Raw genomic sequence first — 17,963 nt, forward strand, 5'->3', positions numbered from 1 at the left:
GTAGATCATGACGAAGGCGGACAGGAGCACGTAGACGACGTTGCCGGCCACGTCGCCCGATCCGTAGCCCACCTTGTTGTACCACTTCAGGTACTTTCTCTCGCCGGCCGCCTCCAGCCCGGTTCCTGCGGTGGGGGCGCCGGTCTTCTTGCCGGCGGACTCGCTACTCATGGCTTCACCTCGTTGTGAGTGCTGGTGTGGGTAATAAGGGGATTGAGCAGGAAATGGACCTCCATCCCCAGCTCCTGGCTGTCGACCTGGTATCGGGGCCGCAGGGCAGGACCGCAGCTGTTGGACCCGATGCCGGCCATCGCGGCGTCCAGGCACAGGACCGTGCTGCCCGACGGCGTCAGCTCGGTGTTGCGCCGCCGGGCGGCCAGTTCCTCCTGCGTGTAGCGGGAGGCGTTGAAGGAGAAGGGGGTCCGCCCGACGACGGCCAGACTCAGGCCGTCTCCGGAGACGGCGACCTTGTTGCAGTCGGCGTGACTGCCGTTCTCCTGGGGGCGGATGTAGTCCTCGTGGAGATCGACGACGTCGGCGCTGAAGGCCCCGTGGTGACTGGCGCGACATTTGTCGATGTAGCTCTCGAACGGTCCCAGGCCGTAGTAGTCGATCCGGTTCATGGACTCGGGCAGGAAGAGGCGCAGCCCCAGGCGCGGCAGACTGGGGAAGCCCAGCGTCCGGCGCAGTAACAGGCTCAGGCCCAGGACTCCGTCATCGGTGAGACTCCAGATGAGTCGCCCGCGCAGGGCGGGCTGGACCGAGGGCGCCACGAGGCCGACGTCGGCGCTGATGGTGACGCGTCCGGGCTCCTCCTCGACGTCGACGCCGTAGGCGTGGGCCACGGCCTGGTGGTAACGGGCCCGCTCCCACTCCAGGCGCACGTGGCGGTCGTTGTCGGTGGGCGCCCGCCAAATGTTGAGCTCGACCGGGCGTTCCAGGAGCTCACGACCCTCCGTGCTCAGGGACACTGGCAGGCCGGTGCGCGTATCGATGGCGCAGCGCAGCTTGTCGCTGTCGATCTCGATCCGAGTCCCTTCGCGCTTGACCGGTAGGCGGGTCTCGCCAATGGGGCGGCCGGCGAGCGCGGCGACCCATCGGTGGCGCCTGTCGGCATTGCGCAGCGGAATCTCATCGAAGCCCAGGATGTGCCCGGCGGGCAGCAACGGTTCGGGACGCGCGAGCCGGTAGGTGACCAACAAGTGGCAGCGCCCGGCGGGTGGGACGCTCGGCTCACAACGCAGCATGACACTCGTGCGCGGTGGGACGGGATCGGTCAGGTCGGTATCCCCGCGATCCACAACGACACCGTCGCAGCGCACCTCCCACGAGATGCGGGCGTACTGCGACAGGTCCATGTGATCGAGGTCGTTGTGGATGGTGAGCAGACCCTCGTCCTGGTCGTACTCGACGACGCGGGCGGGCCGCTGGACATTCTTCAGCTCGGCCAACCCCGGGTGGGGGACCCGGTCGGGCGAGACGAGCCCGTCGACGCAGAAGTTGCCGTCGTGGACGGCCTCGTCGTGGTCGCCTCCGTAGAGGTGGACCGGCCGGCCGTCGTCGCTGGTGCCGGCGGTGACCGCGTGGTCGCACCACTCCCACACGAAGCCGCCGCACATGCGCTCGTCAGCCCGGATGATCTCCCAGTAGTCCTCGAGATCGCCGGGACCGTTGCCCATGGCGTGGCAGTACTCCACGAGGATGAAGGGCTTGTCCGGGTCGGAATCGAGGTAGTCGCGGATCTCCTCGATGCCGGGGTACATGCGGCTGTACAGGTCGATGCAGGAGTAGTCGTAGCGACGCTTGGAGTCGCGGTAGTAGGAGCTCTCGTAATGGGTGAGCCGCGTGGGGTCGAACTCCTTGGCCCAGAAGAGCGCCGCCTCAAGGGTGCAGCCGTAGGAGCACTCGTTGCCCGCGGACCAGGAGATGATGCTGGGACGATTCTTCTCCCGGTGGACACACAGTTTCATCCGGTCGACGGTGGCCTCGGCCCAGGCGGGATTGTCGGCGATGGGCTCGTTCCAGTGCTCGACCTGGTTCTCCCAGGACGGGTCGGCCAGGAACCGGGTCTGGGTGCCGTGACTCTCGTTGTCGGCCTCGGACATGACGTAGAAGCCGTACTCGTCACACAGCTGGTAGAAACGCGGATCGTTGGGGTAGTGGGAGCTGCGCACCGCGTTGATGTTGTGCTCCTTCATCAGGCGCAGGTCCCACTGCATGTGCTCCAGGCCGACGACGGGCCCGGTAGCCGGGTCGGAGTCGTGCCGATTGACGCCCCTCAAGGTGATGGGCCTGCCGTTGAGGTGCACGACGGCGTCACTCACCTCGATCTCACGGATACCCACTCGGTCGGTGATGACCTCGTCGGGCGTGGTAAGGGTCAGGGTGTAGAGGTAGGGGTCCTCGGCGCTCCACAGGCGGGGAGCCTCGACGGTGAGCCGGGCGCGGTGGGTGTATCCGTCATCGCCGGCGAAGGGCTCCAACTCACCGGCGGCCACCACTGCGCCGTCGTGGTCGACGAGCTCGACGGAGGTGGGGACGGCACCGCCCCGGTAGGCGCCCTGGATCCTGACGAGGGCGGTGGCCGGGCCGGCGTCGAAGCCGGTGCCGACCACCGGGCCGAGCGAGGTGGTGGTGACGTAGTCGAACAGCACCGCCTCCGGACGGTGCAGGAGGTAGACGTCGCGGAAGATGCCGGAGGTGCGGAACTTGTCCTGGTCCTCCAGATAGGTGCCGTCGCACCACTTGAGCACCAGCACGGCCAGGCGGTTGGCGCCGGGGCGGACGAGCTCGGTGACGTCGAACTCGGCGGTGGCGTGGGAGACCTGGCTGTAGCCGACGTAGGTGCCGTTGAGCCACACGTAGAAGCAGGAGTCCACGCCCTCGAAAGTCAGATAGGTGCTGGGTGCAGCCGGATCCGGGGTGTACTCGAAGTCTCGGATGTAAGCGCCGCAGGGGTTGTCCTGGGGCACGTGGGGCGGATCGAAGGGGATGGGGTAGCGGACGTTGGTGTACTGGTGGTGGTCGTATCCGAGGTGCTGCCAGGTACTGGGCACCTGAATCATGGTGAAGCCCTCCGGGACGGCGGGGGCAGGCTCATCGCTCTTATCGGCGACCTCGGGGGCTTCTTGCTCCCAGAAGGCCTCGGTCAGCTCATGGATGCTGGGCAGGTACTTGAAGGCCCACTGCCCGCTGAGCAGGTGGAAGCGGTCGGAGTCCTCCCGTCTCCAGGGGCTGGTGGCGATGCGACGGGAGGCGGGCACGTAATAGGCGCGGGACGGCAGCGTGTGTTCGTGGAGGACGCCGAGGTCCTCGAAGTGTCTAGGAACGATCATTGTTCGGCTCCCTTGAGGGGTTGGCGGGGAACAGAGAACGTGCACCGGTGCGACGTCTTTATGTTGACGTTAACATAGTAGACGAGATCTGCACTTGTGAGTCAGATCTACCGACAGAATCTCGGCTTTATCAGACCGAAGGGGGCCAATTTTGGTAACGTCACCATATAGTCAGAATGCGGGCACCTCTGACACTCCTGATAGCCTCGCGTCATGCCAGGGCGGAGTCGAGGCGCGCAGGGAGCGCCATCAATGAGTGATGTAGCTCACCTGGCCGGCGTCTCAGCACAGACGGTCTCACGCGTGGCGGCAGGATCGGCGCATGTCCGACCCGATACCCGCGAGCGGGTCCTGCGGGCGATGAATCAGCTCGGCTACTCCCCCAACCGTGCCGCACAAGCCCTGCGACGCGGGTCATTCAAGACGATCGGAGTGCTGACCCAGCAGATCCATCGCACCGGGGAGGCTCTGACCACTGCGGGCGTACTGGAAGCGGCCACCGCCGTCGACTACGCCGTCAACCTCGTCCAGGTGGAACGCCCCGCCTCCGAGGAACTGCGCGAGGCCGTCTACCGGCTCTCCCACCAAGCCATCGATGGGCTCGTCGTCGTGCAGGCGGGCCGGGCCGGGCGCGAGCACCTGATCCTGCCGCCGTCACTGCCGGTGGCGGTCTCGGACTCCACGCTCGTGGACTACTACCCCTCGGCCAGTGCGGACCAGGTCGGCGGAGTGCGTCACGCCGTTAAGCACCTTCTGGAGCTGGGGCACCGCACCGTCCACCACGTGTGCGGGCCCGAGGACTCTCAGTCCAGTCTCATCCGCAAAGCCACCTGGAGCAGGACTCTGCAGGAGGCGGGGGTCCCCGTTCCCGAGGCGGTGCCCGGAGGCTGGGAGGCCGCGGCCGGGTACGAGGCCGGCCTGCGCCTGGCCGCGGACCCGGAGGTGACAGCCGTCTTCTGCGCCAACGACGAACTGGCCCTGGGACTCATCCGGGCCATGCACGAGCAGGACAGGCGCGTACCCAGGGATGTCTCCGTCGTCGGCTTCGACGGCCTGGCCGTGGGCGAGTACAGCTTCCCGCCGCTGACCACCGTGCGTCAGGACTTCAAGCGGCACGGCCGCGAGATGGTGAGCCTCGTGCTGAAGCAGGCGGACGGCGCCGTCCTGGACAACCGCAGTGTCATCATTCCTACCGAACTCCTCGTGCGCGGCTCGACCGCCCCGCCAACCGCCTGAGCGAGCAGTGCAGCGCCGGCCCAGTTCAGCTCTCCTGAGGCAGGAGCATGGAGGCGCCCAGGGCGAAGGGGAAGCCTGGCTTGAGGATGCACTGGATGACCGGCTGGGCCATCTCCAGGACACTGTCGGCGTCGAGCCCCTCTTCGCCACCCGGGCCGACCTCTTCGGCCACGAGGTCGGCATAAGGAACAGTGAGATCGAGCAGGGTCATACCATCGCGGTGGAGGGCAGCGTCCCAGGCGCCGCCCTCCATCTCTTGGAGAGTGCCCAGGTGGAAGCTCATGACGCCGCTGTCATCGACCTGCGCGGGCACGGACAGGATGTGGTGGGGCTCAGGGTCGCGCGGCGCCCGCAGGGTGAACAGAATGATGCCGCCGTCGCGTGCGGCACGCAGCATGATGCGGCCGATATGGATGCCGAAGCCGACGACGTCGAAGATCCCCTCCATGGCCTCCTCGTGGCTCAGCGGCTCATCGAGGGGGATGGGGGTGCCGTTGCCGGGGTCGTTGATGGCACGACGGCCCGACGGCGTCGCCGCCTTGAGCAGCAGAAGACGGCCGGAGTATGTCAGGGTGCCGGTCTCAACCCGCTCCTGCCAGCCTGCGGGGGCCTGGGCGGGCCCGGGCTCGGACTCCACCAGCCCCATTCCCAGGACACTCGAGAAGTCGGTACCGTCGGCGGACCGATGCCAGGTGATGGAGGCGTCGTCGTGCCAGATGGGGACGACACCGTTGAAGGGGATTCCGAAGCGCACATGCTCACGCTCACCATCGACGGGCCGGGAGGCGTCGACGTGACTGGTGCGCTGACCGGCCCGGCCGGTGCTGGCGTCCTGCGGCCCTGCCAGATACTCGCTCATGAATCCACCCTATCGACGCTCGGGTCGGCCTGCGGGTCGGTTCGCGCACCGGTTCGGGCGGTGGCCCGTGCGGCTTGGCGCTCCTCCTTGCGGGAACGCTCCCACTCGTGAACCTGTCGGGCCGAGAGCGCCAGCAGGGCCAGGACCTGGAGCGCACTGGTGACGACCAGGCCGAGAGTGGCCTGGCGGACCCCGAGGCTGGAGACCTGAGCCATGTCGGTGATAATGCTCAGGACGAGGGTGGCCATGAGGGCGATGCGGCCACGCGGATGCCCTCGCCAGGCCGCCACACCCAGGGCGGCAGTGATGAGTGTCAGGACGGCCGAGACCACGGCGATCAGAGCGATGACAGCGGTCATGGCGCCCTGGTCCATACCGGGGACCGGGGCAACCTCCAGCAGGTCGGTGAGGTCGACCCGAGCAGCGCGTACGAGCTCGACAACCATCAGGAGCCCGATGAGGACCAGGGCGATGACGAGCTGGCTGGGCCGACGACGTCGGGCCTCAAGGTCGGCGAGATGGGCCAGGCGCAGGGAGAGCCCGGAGTCCGACCCGGGTACCACCTCGTTGAGGTCGAGAATGTGGAGGGCGCCATCGGTGACCACCCGGTCCCCTCCCCCATTCTTGTCGTGGTAAGCGGTGAAGAAGTCCGGCCAGATCTCAAGCTCGGCGGCGGCATTGGCCCAACGCAGGTCGTCGACGACGAAGTCGCGCTCGATATCGATATCGGCATCGATCTTGTGAGTGACCTGGAGGGTGAGGACGCTCAGGCCGACGGCTCGGTCGTAGGTGGCGGCGGCCAACCAGTCGACGCGACCTCCACCGGGCAGGACCCATCCGGGCGGGCAGTACCAGAAGCGGATGTGGTGTCGCTGAGCAGGATTACCCTCGACCTCCTTCTGATAGGCGAAGCTCTGCTTGCGTCCGAACAGGAGGAGGTTGGACACGGGGGCGGCGGGGTAGGAGCGGTGCAGCAACGAGGAGATGACGATACGCCACGAGGAGCGCAGGGTGATGGGATCGGCTCGCACCCAGCCGGCCGCGACCATCGCCTCATGGATGTCCTCCTCATCGCCCTTGACGGCGAGATTGACAGGATCACCCAGGAGCCCGTCGGACGTGCGGGTGCGGCCGATGAAGTAGTCGGGCACATAGAGCCAGGTGAGGACCTGGTGCAGGCGCGGAAGGGCGAGGTAGGCCAGGACCGCCCAGAACAGCACGGAGTTGACCACGAGCGCCGGCTCAAGGTGCCATCCCGATCCGATGAGCAGCCAGGCCAGCCACAGCGTGGCGACGGCGGCGATGGCGAAGAAGACGGAGTCGAGGACGTCGTCGATGCCCCAGGAGCGTGCGTCGACCTCCGACATCTTGGATGGGCCGGCCCGGTAAACGGGCGGTGCCGTCGGGCGGGGGCGAGTCACCTCGGGCGTCGTCATGACGTCACGTTATCGAAGAGACAGGGCGGCAATGCCCGGTCGCACCGTACCATCACTGAGAACGGCGGAGATTGTCACCCGGCGCCGCGCCCTCCGAACCCGTGGATGGAAGGCGCGGCAGCGAGCAGGTGGCTTCACTGGGGAGTGGAGCGCCACCGGGGACGGGAACATCATTGGGACTACTTGAGCACGAGATCCTGCTTGTCGGAGTAGGCCGGGTAGAGCTTCCCTGACTCCGAGCCCTCGCTGTCCTCACGGTTGTAGACGATGCTGGTGCCGCCCTCGGAGAACGGCTTCAGCTTGGCCCGCTTCCCCACCGAGACGAAGGCGAACCATCCCTCGACCTTCTCGGCCCCGTAGTCGTCGACGTCAAAGGTCTCCAGACCGTCGGCCTTCAGGTCGTCGGCCAGCAACGCTCCGTACTCACCCGCCTCGAGACTGGAGTCCGTCTTGTCCTTGAGCGACATGACCTCTGAGGAGAAACTGCTGTAGCCGACATCTCCATTGAATTCGAGCGTGCAGTGGAGAAGGTAGACGGTGTCGTCGCGACTGATTTGCTTGTACTTCGGTGCCGCGTAGTCCTCGATGACCTGATCACAGGTCTGCGTGAGACCGATCGACTGGTCCTTGAACGTCACCGGGTTGATTTTTTGACCTTTGGCACCGGATTTGGAGGTCTCGTCGTCCTTGCCCTTGGGGTCCTTCGTACCCTTCGTCTCCTTGGAGTCCTTGGCGCTCTTGGACGGGGTCGGGTCGGCCTCGTCCGACGAATCCGGATCCGTCTCAGCGGAGGCGCTTGAGGAGGGATCGGCGGTCACTGGCGTGCGCACCTCCTCCTCGTTGCAGGCGGACAGTCCGGCAGCCATGGCAAGAGTGGCAACGACGGAGAGGGCCTTGATGGTGGAGCGCATGGGAGTTCCTTTCTAACGCGCTGCGAATAACGGAATTCTGCATCGCGCGCACATCCACCGCCATGGGGAGACCGCCCGGGGAAGTTCTCCCCACCCTATTCCCGGCATGAGACGTGTTTATTTTTTATTCTCTACGAATTCCCTTAACAATTTGTGAGACGTCAAGAACGTCCCCAAGAAGGTTCTTGCAACCATGTCGGCGTGGTGCATTCAGAAGTCCCAGTCCTCGTCCTGGGTGGCCTCAGCCGTGCCCATGACGTAGGAGGAGCCCGAGCCGGAGAAGAAGTCGTGGTTCTCATCGGCGTTCGGGGACAGGGAGGCCAGGATCGCCGGGCTGACATCGACGGCGTCGGCCGGGAAGAGCGCCTCGTAGCCCAGGTTCATGAGGGCCTTGTTGGCGTTGTAGCGCAGGAACTTCTTGACGTCCTCGGTCAGGCCGAGCTCGTCGTAGAGGTCCTCGGTGTACTGCTCCTCGTTGTCGTAGAGCTCCATGAGCAGCTCGAAGGTGTAGTCCTTGAGTTCGGCCTGACGCTCGGGGGAGGACTCGCGCACGGCGAGCTGGTACTTGTAGCCGATGTAGTAGCCGTGGACGGCCTCGTCGCGAATGATGAGGCGGATGAGGTCGGCGGTGTTGGTCAGCTTGGCGTGGCTGGACCAGTACATGGGGGCGTAGAAGCCGGAGTAGAAGAGGAAGGACTCCAGCATGGTGGAGGCGACTTTGCGCTTCTCGGGGTCGTCACCGCGGTAGTAGTCCAGGATGATGCGGGCCTTGCGCTGGAGGTTCTCGTTCTCCTCGCTCCAGCGGAAGGCCTCGTCGATCTCCGCCGTCGAGATGAGGGTGGAGAAGATCGAGGAGTAGGAGCGGGCGTGGACCGACTCCATGAAGGCGATGTTGGTGAGCACCGCCTCCTCGTGGGGGGTGCGGGCGTCCGGGATGAGGGAGACCGCGCCGACCGTGCCCTGGATCGTGTCCAGGAGGGTCAGGCCGGTGAAGACGCGGGTGGTCATGTTCTTCTCGGCCTCGGTCAGAGTGGCCCAGGACTGCACGTCGTTGGACAGCGGCACCTTCTCGGGCAGCCAGAAGTTGCCGGTGAGGCGGTCCCAGACCTCGAGGTCCTTGTCGTCGGTGAGGCGGTTCCAGTTGATGGCCTGGACGCGGTCGACCAGCTTGATGGGCTCGTGCATCGGTTTCCTCCCGAGGTTTGGGTGAGATGGCCTCATGCTACGACGCCGGCCCCGGCCGGCAGCGACGCCCGACCGGTTGGCGACTGTGGCGCCCGCCGCCCCTGCGACGGCGAGCCCGTCCCGCTCCCTATGAGTCCAGTCGCTCGCCCCGATTCAAGGGACGGGGCCGGCCTGCGTGCCACGCCCTCGCCACCAGTGACTTTCGACTGAGAGCACTGAGATCGTCACAGGTTCCGACGCTGGTAGAGGCGCACCGAACCCGCGGCGGACACGGCGAGCACCGCCACCGCGATTCCCGGTCCGAGTACCCCGGTCCACGACGAGACCACCCACCGGATGATGGTGGCGGTCAGATCGGGGAACTCCTTAATCAGGAAGCCGAAGGCGAACATGAGGACCATGGTCGCGCCGTAGGCGTACATCCCCGTGCGCGTGTAGCCCAGGGAGAAGAAGAGGAGGAGCTGGATGGCGACGATCGCGCCGAGCGCCGCCACGGCCAGGCCCGCAACCCCCGCCAAGGACAGGGGCGGGATCCCGGCCCCGGGGCCGCGCACGGCGTCGTTGATCAGTGCGACGACAATGCCCACAAGGGTCGCGGCGACGGCAACAAGGACGACGCACAGGTAGCGGGCGATGACGAACTGCGCACGCGTCACCGGCAGGATCGAGTACATGGTATCCAGGTGTGCGCGCTCGTCCTGTGCGAACAGGGAGGTGGGCAGGAAGGCGACTGTCAGGATGCACACGGCGATGGCCGGCGTCGCCCCGCCCATGGCGAGGTTCGCCGCGGAGATGATGGCCGCGACAACCACGAAGCTGCGCAGCGTGGTGGCATGGGCGGACAGCTCCGTGCGCAGCAGGTTCCAGATGACGTGCATGTCAGTGCCTCTTTCGATGATTCTTCCGGTGCTTCTCTCAGTGTTTCTCGGCGAGCTCCGCAACGGAGCGAGCGTTGCGGCGATCGGGCTCCAGGCCACGGGTCATGGCCACGACGGCCTCGTCGATGGACGGGGGCTCGATGAGGACGTCGAGGCCGAAGGCGGCGGTGTCCGCGGTCCTGATGAGCCCCGAGAAGGCGCCCGCCCCGTTGCGCCGGGTTCCGGTCAGGACGGCCTCGACCTCGGGGGTCAGGGCGGAGACGGGTCCGCGGGCCATCGCCCACTGCTCGACGAGGTCGGGCAGGGGCCCGGCGAAGCGGGTGCGACCGGCCCCGATGATGTGGAGGTGGTCGGCGATTCGCTCCAGGTCGGAGGTGATGTGGGTGGAGAAGAGGACCGTCCGCCCCTCAGCGACGAGGAAGTCGTGGAGGATGTCGAAGACCTCCAGGCGCGCGACCGGATCCAGGCCCGAGGTCGGCTCGTCGAGGATGAGGAGCTCGGGCCGGTGGGCAAGGGCGAGGGCGAGCTGAAGCTTGACGCCTTGTCCTCGCGACAGGTTCTTCACCTTGACCCGGGCCGGCACGTCCAGCCGGGCCAGGAGGTCGTCGAGCAGGCCCTGGTCCCAGTCGGGGTAGAAGCGCCCCAGGCTGCGGGCGGCGGAGACGGCAGTCCAGTCCCGGGACAGTGCCAGGGAGTCCAGGACGACGCCGATGCGCCCGTGACGGGTCCCGGGGGCGCCGTCGAGCACGCTGATCGAACCGGCATCGATGCCGACCATACCAAGCATCGCCTTGATGGCGGTGGTCTTGCCGGCCCCATTGGGGCCGACGAAGCCGGTGACCAGGCCGCTGGGCACGGTCATGTCAAGGGGCCCCAGGGTGAAGGTCCCCTGCTGGCGCACGACGGCGTCCAAGCGGATGGCATCGGCGGGCCCCGGGCGGGCCGCGTCCGCGGGCTCCGGGCCGTTCATTCCTTCTCGGACGGCTTCTCGCCGGTCTTTGTCTCGTTGGTCCATCGTTGTGCGGTCCTTTCGTGGAGGTCGGGCAAGTCGAGGCCGGCCAGGCGCGCGGTGGCGACGGCGTCGTCGAGCTGGGAGTCCAGCCGGGCGAGAAGTCGTTCGCGGGTCTCGGCCTCGTCCTGGGGGAGCACGAAGCTGCCGCGGCCGGCCTGGTTGGCGATGAGGCCGGCCGCTGCGAGGTCGTTGTAGGCGCGGGTGGTGGTGATGAGGGAGACCTCGAGGTCCCTCGCGAGCCGGCGCAGCGAGGGCAGAGAGGTCCCGGCGGGCAGGTCACCGGACCAGATGGCTCGGCGGATCTGATCGACGATCTGCTCGTACATGGGGGTCCCGGACGTCCGGGAGAGGACAATGTGCACATACTGTTTATATCGCACATGTACAGCATGTGCAACCTCACACTCAGGATTCACGCCGACCAGAGGCAGGCCGGCCGGGCCGGCGGTCCGACCAGGGCTGCGACGGTGACGCATGGGTCGAGCCGGGCTCCAACGTTCGGTCCACACCGAGAGACCCGTATGATCGGTGGCAACCTGAACGTTGCCGACGAAACGGCCTGCCGCGGCTGATCGAGCTGCCCACCGATCACCACCTGATCCCCAGCGAACGGATCGAACACGTCACCCCGACGATACTGGCCACCCGGACGACCACCTCAGACAGCCCGGACACCTCCCGTAAACGGCCACAGGACCTCTCAACGATTCCTGGGCGCTCCGTAGGACAAGCAGCGACCCGGCGTCACCCACGACCGCTTCAGAGCGGACAAGCCTCCTTCGCGTCCTTGAGAGTCTTTCACAGACACACCGGTCACCTGCGTTCGCGTTGTCCACGACGGCACCCCACGGACTCACCTGCAGGCCCGTCATGGACGTCTTCATCTCAAAGGATCCCATCTCCATCGAGTGGGGACTCCGGTGTGGATCAGACAGCCGGACCCCCTGAAGGAGGGGAGGATTCTGGCCAGCGAATGTTATTGACTAACATTTTGTGACTGACTAACATTGCTTCCGTGAGTTCCCGTACATCAACCGCCGACCTGCTCCGTCGGACCTCCCTGAGGATGTTCGCCGAGCAGGGGTTCGATACCGTCCCGGTCACCGCGATCGCCAAGGCCGCCGGGGTCTCCCATATGACCTTCTTCCGCCACTTCCCCACCAAGGAGGCCGTGGTGGTGGCAGACATGTTCGATCCACTCATTGCCGAGGCGGTGCGCGCTCAGCCGCGGCGGTGGCGTCCGCTGACCCGGGCGGTGCGCGGCCTCATTGCGGCGATGGATCGGGAGTCGGCACGCGAGGAGATGTCCTCGCGGGAGTTCCGGGACCGTATCCGCCTGGCGGCTCGTACGCCGTCGCTGTCGGCTGCCGCGCGAGCCGCGAGCCAGGAGACCGAACGAGCCATCGCCGAGGCGCTCATCGTTCCGGGCGTCGACGACGCAGCGGCCAGGGCCGCAGCCGGTGCCGTCATGGGGGCCACCACCAGTCTCCTGCTCGTCTGGGCCGGTGAGAACAACGCGCCCGACGCCGGAGCAACCGGTACGGCCACCAGTACCGACGGAGACGCGGTAACCGTTCTCAGTCGAGGTCTTCTCAGCCTCCTGGGGGAATCATGAGCAGCACAGCAGCTCCGGCCCTGGAAGTTGAGGGTGTCCGTGTTGCCTTGCGGAGGAAGCCCGTTCTACACGGCCTCAGTCTCTCACTCGCCGAGGGCGAGTGCCGCGCCGTCGTAGGTCTCAATGGCGCCGGGAAGACCACGACCCTGCGCGTCATCCTCGGCATGCTGCGTCCCGACGCTGGAAGGGTCCTTCTGCACGGGCGCGATATCGCCTCCTGCCCCAGGGATGCCTGGCGGCGGGTGGGCCACCTGGTGGAGACTCCGTTGTCCTACCCCGAGCTCACGGCCCGGCAGAACATCTTGGCGGCCGCGCGCCTGCACGGTGCCGATACCGAGCGCGCAGGGAGGCTCACGGCACGGATGAGTGAGGCGCTGGCGCTGACCGGCTGGCTCGACACGCCTGTGCGTCGCCTGTCGCTGGGCACGCGCCAGAAGGTGGGGCTGATCGGCGCCCTGGCGCATGAGCCGGACGTCGTCATCCTCGATGAGCCGACCAACGGGCTGGATCCGCTCGCCGTCGTCGGATTTCGGGCGTTGCTGCGGGAGGTGACACGGCGCGGCGGCTCGGTGCTGGTGACCGGGCACCACTTCGATGAGCTGACGCGCATCGCCGACCGGGTCGACATCCTGCACCGGGGACGAGTCATCGACACCATCACACCCGGCGAGCCGGGCAGGCCCGGAGGCTTGGACCTTGAGCGCGTCTTCTTCGACATCGTCCTGGCAGCGGACCGGGATGCTCTGGAGCCCGGATCAGGGCGGTCCTCGGACGTGGACTGGACGCAAGAGGGGCGGGAGGCCTCATGATGAGAACAGATCGCAACGCTCTCGGGATCGTGATCGGCCTGGAGGCCCGCAAACTGGCTCGGGCCACAGTGACGCGCGTGGCGACGATCGCCGCCCTCACCCTGGTCGTGGTCACCACGGCCGGCGGTTATGCCGCCGCGATATATGCCGGAGACACCGACATGGGGCGGAAGGCGGCGTCCATGGTGACCTCGCCCGGCTGGGACGGCTACACCGGTCTGGGGGCGACGAGCGTGAGCGCGACGATCCTCCTGGCGGTGGGCGTGGTGATGTCCTGGAGTGTGGGGCGGGAGTTCACCGACGGAACCATTGTGGGCCTGTTCGCCATCCCGCCGACCCTGCGCACCATTGCGACGGCGAAGATGGTGGTGACTCTGTCCTGGGCGGTTCTGCTGGGAGCCGGAGAAGCGGCACTACTGATGACGGCGGGGTTACTGCTCGGCCTGGGAGTGGCAGGAGCCGCCGGCTGCTTCGCGACGTTGTTGCTTGTCTCGGTGATGCTCGGCGCCGCTGTCCTGCCGGTCATGTGGGCGGCGACGTGGTGGCGCGGCTACCTGGCCGGCATCGGGCTGACACTGGCGATCCTGGTCATCACCAACCTGGCCGCCGGATTCGGCCTCGGCGCCTACACCCCATGGTCGATCCCGGTTGCCTGGACCATGGACCACGATGATGTCAGCGCATTGCTGCTGGTAGTTCCGGTGATGACCGCCGCGATCGGGGCCTGGCTCACGCTTCACACGTGGGACCGCCTCCAGCTGGGCGCCGACTGAGCTCAATACGCTTGGAATACGCCATCTACTGCTCCATCACGACGAGGAGGCTGCCACCTGCTGCACCGCGGCGAGAATGGCCGCGCCCTGCTCGGGCGGGTCACCGCTGCCGATGACGGCGCCGGCCTCCATCTCGAAGGCGACAGTCTCAGAGTCCTGGCCGCCATTCATCATGACATCCAACTCAACTCTCTGAAGCGCCTGGTTGCCAAGGACCACCCCCAGAACCGAGGCGGCGGAATCGACATTCACACCCTCCTTGCGATTCACCCTCAAACAGGTCTTCTTACTGACAGGATCGTCCGCCTCTAGATGCACGAACATTTTAACTTTTTCATCCGATGCAACAGTCTCCATCACAGCCTTGAGTGGGACAGAGGAGAGGTCAGCGCCCCTGAACTGCGTGACAGAGCAACTCGATTCGCCGACTGACACACCCTGCATCACGCTCGGCATATCGGCACCTAACAGCGGCGACGTCGACGGCAAGATGAAATCATCCGAGAGGACCTCAACATCGAGGTACCCGATTGAAACCTGCTCCTCAGTCACACGCACACTCTCCATCTCGGGAGAAACCGCTCCCATGACAACTGGCAGCACTTTTTCAGCAGTCCCCATCGGCAAGTGGCAGGTCATGGACGTCGTACCCTGAACCCATCCGACATACAGCTTCACATCGCTCGCCAACTTATTAGAAGTACTGCGAACAATCGCGAGAACCGACTCCACGGGGGGATCGTTCTCGAGGGTGACATTCCAGGCATAGTACCAGTGCTCCGTATCGACTTTTTCCACAGACGTGACGCCATCAAAGTCGGAAAGATACTTGGGGATCTCACGACCATGGATCAATTGCCCACATCCGACCGTGGCGGAAGCAAGAGATACGGTACCTAAGACCAGCACTCCACGACGCCGAATATTCATAACTATTCGATTCTTTCTCTTCGTCTCCGCGGCCACACCAGGATCATCACGTTTTCACTCACAGCCACGATATCGATGAGGAATTTTTTACTCAACACCCTTACTCGTCATGTGGGCACCCAACCCCACCCAATATTGCAACTCAATGGCGTAGCGTGCCTCATGATGAGGAAGCGAAATCCGATCGGCTGCAGCAGCGCGTCACGAGATGACAATGCCGTCGCAATCTCACTGCAGACACCCTCGCGGGATCCATCAGAATCTCACCGCACCACTCGGACACGCCAGGAAGAGAGCAATCAGGAAGAACCGGATGACGCTGCGTCGCTGACGAACCATAAGGTCATCGTAAGGCGTCAGCCCGCCAGCACGAACGGGGAGAACTCCCCGTTCACGGGGACACCAACCACATCCAACCAGGAACCTCATCTGTCGGGCTCACACCACTGGATGAGCGAAGGTGCGGGCGGCCGCCCCACCGCTTCGGCACTGCCCCACTACCTCCTGGACCTCATCGCCCGAGTCACCACCATCTCCGTCCGCGCCCAGAAGATCACAGACCTCCCTGTCGAGCCTTAAACCCATCTCTCTTTCACATCACGCAGCTCGACCCCAAGAATTTAGACAACCCGCATTACAACCTGGATATCTCCGACTTTAATAATTCCTGAGAGGAGAACATATTTCAAGAATCGGACGGAATGCATCTGGGGACACAGCCTCAAGCGAAAGGTGACGATCACGGACCTGGCTTCGTAGGTTCCAGCTCGCCTCAAATCGCCAGGTCCTCCATCTCCTCGAGCTCCTTGCCCTTGGTCTCGGGCACCCGGAAGAAGACGAAGATGAGGGACAGCAGCGCGAAGACGGCGTAGAAGCCGTAGGCGAAGGTCAGGCTGATGCTGGAGAAGGTCGGGAAGGTGGTGGAAATGAAGAAGTTCGCCACCCACTGGGCCGCGGCAGCCACCGCCAGCGCCCCGGCGCGGATCCGGTTGGGGAACATCTCACCCAGCAGCACCCACACGAGCGGCCCCCAGGTCGCTCCGAAGGCCACGACGAACAGGTTGGCCGCCACCAGCGCGATCGGCGACCACGGCGCCTCCAGGGTTACCTCGCCACCGCTGACGTTGGCGAAGGAGAAGGCCAGCGCCATGAGCCCCAGCGAGATCGTCATGAACAATGACCCGGCCAGCAGCATGGGCCGGCGCCCAACCTTGTCCACCAGGAGGATCGCCAGGATCGTCACCACGATGTTGGTCACCGACGTGATGACCGTGATGGTCAGAGCGTCGGACTCCTGGAAGCCCACGGTGCGCCACAGCGTCGTCGAGTAGTAGAAGATGACGTTGATGCCCACGAACTGCTGGAAAACGGACAAAAGGATGCCCACCCAGACGATCGGTTTGAGCCCCAGCGCCGCCCCACGCAGGTCGGACAGGGATTCGCGCTTCTCGGAGTCGATGGTGGAGCGGATCTCCTCGATCTTGAGGTTGACGTTGATGATGCCGGTGAAGTCGTAGAGCACCTGAGAGGCCTTGTCGTAGTCGCCGCGCGCCACCAGGAACCGCGGGGACTCCGGCAGCCGGAAGGCGAAGATCCCGTAGACGAGGGCGGGCAGGGCCTCGGCGATGAACATCCACCGCCAGGCCTCCATCCCCAGCCACAGCTCCTTGGCGGCCCCGCCCGCATGGCCGGAGAACCAGGCGTCGGCCAGCAGGGAGGAGAAGATGCCGACGACGATGGCCAGCTGCTGGAGGGAGCCCAGGCGACCGCGCACACTCGCCGGGGAGACCTCGGCGATGTATGCCGGGGCGATGACGGAGGCCGCCCCCACGCCCAGGCCACCCACCACGCGCCACACGATGAAGTCGATGACGCCGAAGGCCAGCCCCGAGCCGAGTGCGGATGCCAAGAACATGATCGCGGCGATGAGCATGACCGGCACCCGCCCCATCCGGTTGGAGACCGGCCCGGCGAACCAGGCACCGACCGTGCAGCCGATGAGCGCTGAGGAGACGGAGAAGCCCTTGAGGGCATCGCTGAGGGCGAACTGGTCGGAGAGGGCGTCGACGGCGCCGTTGATGACGGCGGTGTCAAACCCGAAGAGGAACCCGCCCAGGGCCGCGGCCACACAGATGCCGATGATCCGGGCATTGATACGACTGACGGTGGAACCCGGATCATCCAAGGTCGAGGCGGGTGAGGATGTGGTCGGCGGCCGTGAGGAGGAGGACGGTGACGACTGGGAGGACTCTGCCATGGTGTGTTTCCTGACGTCGGAAGAGTCGCGCACGGCACTCGCTTCATGCCGTGCGGCATGGCGGACTCCCTCAGGTTACGACTGTGTCGGGCGCCATAAGAACCGTTTTGCTGTCCATTTCTATGCCCCTGTCTTCTGTCTGATTCGACGCCGTCCGGTCAGGACCCTGGTCCTTGACACCTAAGCGATTTATCCAAGCAACGAGCACCTTCACCCGCACCGACCCCCCATGGCGACCCCGGTCAGCGCAGCACCGCTCACCAGCTAGCGCGACTGGTGGCAGACGACAGCACACCCGAGCCCACCTGAGTGCACAACTCAGGTGGGCTCGGGGGCCTCCCCCTCAGAGAAGAGAGAACTGTTAGCCGGCATCAGGCGCGGCGACGACTCACCAGCAGAGCTCCTCCCATGACGGCGAACACGGCGACCGCCAACGGCAGACCAATCCTGACACCAGTACTGGCCAACGGACCTCCCGCAGGATCACTGGAATCCCCAGACGCCGAACCCGACACCGCCGGGTCACTGCCGGACGAAGACGGGCCATCCATCGTGGCGGAATCACTCGGGTCCGTCGTCGGGTCCGTCGTCGGGTCCGCTGTCGGGTCCGTCGTCGGGTCCGTCGTCGGGTCCGCTGTCGGGTCCGTCGTCGGGTCCGTCGTCGGGTCCGCTGTCGGGTCCGCTGTCGGGTCCGTCGTGGCGGAGTCACTCGGCAAAGGAGACGGCG

At 65.7% G+C, this 17,963-nt stretch carries 16 protein-coding genes and 1 pseudogene; 6 read left to right on the forward strand and 11 right to left on the reverse strand.

Annotated features, from left to right (window positions below):
* Together RWR81_RS09105 and RWR81_RS09110 are read right to left on the reverse strand one after the other, a co-directional pair.
* Positions 1–171, reverse strand: a pseudogene (locus RWR81_RS09105) (MFS transporter); the annotation flags it as partial.
* Positions 168–3,335: a glycoside hydrolase family 2 TIM barrel-domain containing protein gene (locus tag RWR81_RS09110; RefSeq protein WP_314457055.1), complete on the reverse strand. Its 3,168-nt coding sequence runs from the start codon at positions 3,333–3,335 to the stop codon at positions 168–170. The pseudogene RWR81_RS09105 and the gene RWR81_RS09110, both read right to left, overlap by 4 nt.
* 252 nt (positions 3,336–3,587) lie before the next feature.
* On the opposite strand from RWR81_RS09110, the gene RWR81_RS09115 reads away from it, so the two are divergent.
* Complete coding sequence (locus RWR81_RS09115) at positions 3,588–4,571, forward strand: LacI family DNA-binding transcriptional regulator (protein WP_314457056.1); 984 nt, start codon at positions 3,588–3,590, stop codon at positions 4,569–4,571.
* 25 nt (positions 4,572–4,596) lie between these two features.
* On the opposite strand, the gene RWR81_RS09120 is transcribed toward RWR81_RS09115, so the two are convergent.
* The 7 genes from RWR81_RS09120 to RWR81_RS09150 all read right to left on the reverse strand — a co-directional run bounded on the left by RWR81_RS09120 (position 4,597) and on the right by RWR81_RS09150 (position 11,214).
* Positions 4,597–5,430, reverse strand: a complete 834-nt coding sequence (locus tag RWR81_RS09120; RefSeq protein ID WP_314457057.1) for a hypothetical protein — start codon at positions 5,428–5,430, stop codon at positions 4,597–4,599.
* Complete coding sequence (locus tag RWR81_RS09125; RefSeq protein WP_314457058.1) at positions 5,427–6,866, reverse strand: LssY C-terminal domain-containing protein; 1,440 nt, start codon at positions 6,864–6,866, stop codon at positions 5,427–5,429. Before RWR81_RS09125 ends, RWR81_RS09120 begins: the two co-directional genes overlap by 4 nt.
* Before the next feature lie 179 nt (positions 6,867–7,045).
* Positions 7,046–7,777: a hypothetical protein gene (locus tag RWR81_RS09130; protein ID WP_314457060.1), complete on the reverse strand. Its 732-nt coding sequence runs from the start codon at positions 7,775–7,777 to the stop codon at positions 7,046–7,048.
* Between the two features lie 210 nt (positions 7,778–7,987).
* Complete coding sequence (gene nrdF / locus RWR81_RS09135) at positions 7,988–8,962, reverse strand: class 1b ribonucleoside-diphosphate reductase subunit beta (protein ID WP_314457061.1); 975 nt, start codon at positions 8,960–8,962, stop codon at positions 7,988–7,990.
* Positions 8,963–9,186: 224 nt separating this feature from the next.
* Complete coding sequence (locus RWR81_RS09140) at positions 9,187–9,840, reverse strand: ABC-2 transporter permease (RefSeq protein WP_314457062.1); 654 nt, start codon at positions 9,838–9,840, stop codon at positions 9,187–9,189.
* 37 nt (positions 9,841–9,877) lie between these two features.
* Positions 9,878–10,810 (reverse strand): ABC transporter ATP-binding protein, encoded by a 933-nt coding sequence (locus RWR81_RS09145; RefSeq protein WP_314457063.1) that lies wholly within the window; start codon positions 10,808–10,810, stop codon positions 9,878–9,880.
* Positions 10,807–11,214, reverse strand: coding sequence for a GntR family transcriptional regulator (locus RWR81_RS09150; RefSeq protein ID WP_009402921.1), 408 nt, complete (start codon positions 11,212–11,214; stop codon positions 10,807–10,809). The genes RWR81_RS09145 and RWR81_RS09150 overlap by 4 nt, the downstream gene beginning before the upstream one ends.
* Before the next feature lie 704 nt (positions 11,215–11,918).
* Here RWR81_RS09150 and RWR81_RS09155 point away from each other — a divergent pair.
* From RWR81_RS09155 to RWR81_RS09165, 3 genes are read left to right on the forward strand one after another with little or no spacing between them, the layout of a single operon-like run.
* Positions 11,919–12,467, forward strand: coding sequence for a TetR family transcriptional regulator (locus tag RWR81_RS09155; protein WP_314457074.1), 549 nt, complete (start codon positions 11,919–11,921; stop codon positions 12,465–12,467).
* Positions 12,464–13,276, forward strand: coding sequence for an ABC transporter ATP-binding protein (locus RWR81_RS09160; protein WP_314457064.1), 813 nt, complete (start codon positions 12,464–12,466; stop codon positions 13,274–13,276). Before RWR81_RS09155 ends, RWR81_RS09160 begins: the two co-directional genes overlap by 4 nt.
* Positions 13,273–14,049 (forward strand): ABC transporter permease, encoded by a 777-nt coding sequence (locus RWR81_RS09165; RefSeq protein WP_314457065.1) that lies wholly within the window; start codon positions 13,273–13,275, stop codon positions 14,047–14,049. Before RWR81_RS09160 ends, RWR81_RS09165 begins: the two co-directional genes overlap by 4 nt.
* 36 nt (positions 14,050–14,085) lie before the next feature.
* Here the strand turns inward: RWR81_RS09165 and RWR81_RS09170 are convergent, their stop codons facing one another.
* A complete protein-coding gene (locus RWR81_RS09170) occupies positions 14,086–15,015 on the reverse strand; it encodes a hypothetical protein (protein ID WP_314457067.1) in 930 nt (309 codons plus the stop codon).
* A gap of 414 nt (positions 15,016–15,429) precedes the next feature.
* On the opposite strand from RWR81_RS09170, the gene RWR81_RS09175 reads away from it, so the two are divergent.
* Entirely contained in the window at positions 15,430–15,558 is a 129-nt protein-coding gene (locus RWR81_RS09175) for a hypothetical protein (protein ID WP_314457069.1), read from the forward strand.
* Positions 15,559–15,751: 193 nt separating this feature from the next.
* On the opposite strand, the gene RWR81_RS09180 is transcribed toward RWR81_RS09175, so the two are convergent.
* Positions 15,752–17,236, reverse strand: coding sequence for a sugar porter family MFS transporter (locus RWR81_RS09180; RefSeq protein ID WP_314457071.1), 1,485 nt, complete (start codon positions 17,234–17,236; stop codon positions 15,752–15,754).
* 408 nt (positions 17,237–17,644) lie between these two features.
* On the opposite strand from RWR81_RS09180, the gene RWR81_RS13680 reads away from it, so the two are divergent.
* The coding region (locus RWR81_RS13680) for a glycine zipper domain-containing protein (protein ID WP_399498310.1) at positions 17,645–17,963 on the forward strand (319 nt) is incomplete at its 3' end.

It is taken from the genome of uncultured Actinomyces sp., from assembly GCF_963526355.1.
Classification (GTDB): Bacteria; Actinomycetota; Actinomycetes; order Actinomycetales; family Actinomycetaceae; genus Actinomyces.

Bases quoted from the DNA above. Each gene is read 5' to 3' on its own strand.
- RWR81_RS09110 (WP_314457055.1), bottom strand. From the start codon at position 3,335: ATGATCGTTCCTAGACACTTCGAGGACCTCGGCGTCCTCCACGAACAC.
- RWR81_RS09115 (WP_314457056.1), top strand. From the start codon at position 3,588: ATGAGTGATGTAGCTCACCTGGCCGGCGTCTCAGCACAGACGGTCTCA.
- RWR81_RS09120 (WP_314457057.1), bottom strand. From the start codon at position 5,430: ATGAGCGAGTATCTGGCAGGGCCGCAGGACGCCAGCACCGGCCGGGCC.
- RWR81_RS09125 (WP_314457058.1), bottom strand. From the start codon at position 6,866: ATGACGACGCCCGAGGTGACTCGCCCCCGCCCGACGGCACCGCCCGTT.
- RWR81_RS09130 (WP_314457060.1), bottom strand. From the start codon at position 7,777: ATGCGCTCCACCATCAAGGCCCTCTCCGTCGTTGCCACTCTTGCCATG.
- nrdF (WP_314457061.1), bottom strand. From the start codon at position 8,962: ATGCACGAGCCCATCAAGCTGGTCGACCGCGTCCAGGCCATCAACTGG.
- RWR81_RS09140 (WP_314457062.1), bottom strand. From the start codon at position 9,840: ATGCACGTCATCTGGAACCTGCTGCGCACGGAGCTGTCCGCCCATGCC.
- RWR81_RS09145 (WP_314457063.1), bottom strand. From the start codon at position 10,810: ATGAACGGCCCGGAGCCCGCGGACGCGGCCCGCCCGGGGCCCGCCGAT.
- RWR81_RS09155 (WP_314457074.1), top strand. From the start codon at position 11,919: ATGTTCGCCGAGCAGGGGTTCGATACCGTCCCGGTCACCGCGATCGCC.
- RWR81_RS09160 (WP_314457064.1), top strand. From the start codon at position 12,464: ATGAGCAGCACAGCAGCTCCGGCCCTGGAAGTTGAGGGTGTCCGTGTT.
- RWR81_RS09165 (WP_314457065.1), top strand. From the start codon at position 13,273: ATGATGAGAACAGATCGCAACGCTCTCGGGATCGTGATCGGCCTGGAG.
- RWR81_RS09175 (WP_314457069.1), top strand. From the start codon at position 15,430: ATGAGCGAAGGTGCGGGCGGCCGCCCCACCGCTTCGGCACTGCCCCAC.
- RWR81_RS09180 (WP_314457071.1), bottom strand. From the start codon at position 17,236: ATGGCAGAGTCCTCCCAGTCGTCACCGTCCTCCTCCTCACGGCCGCCG.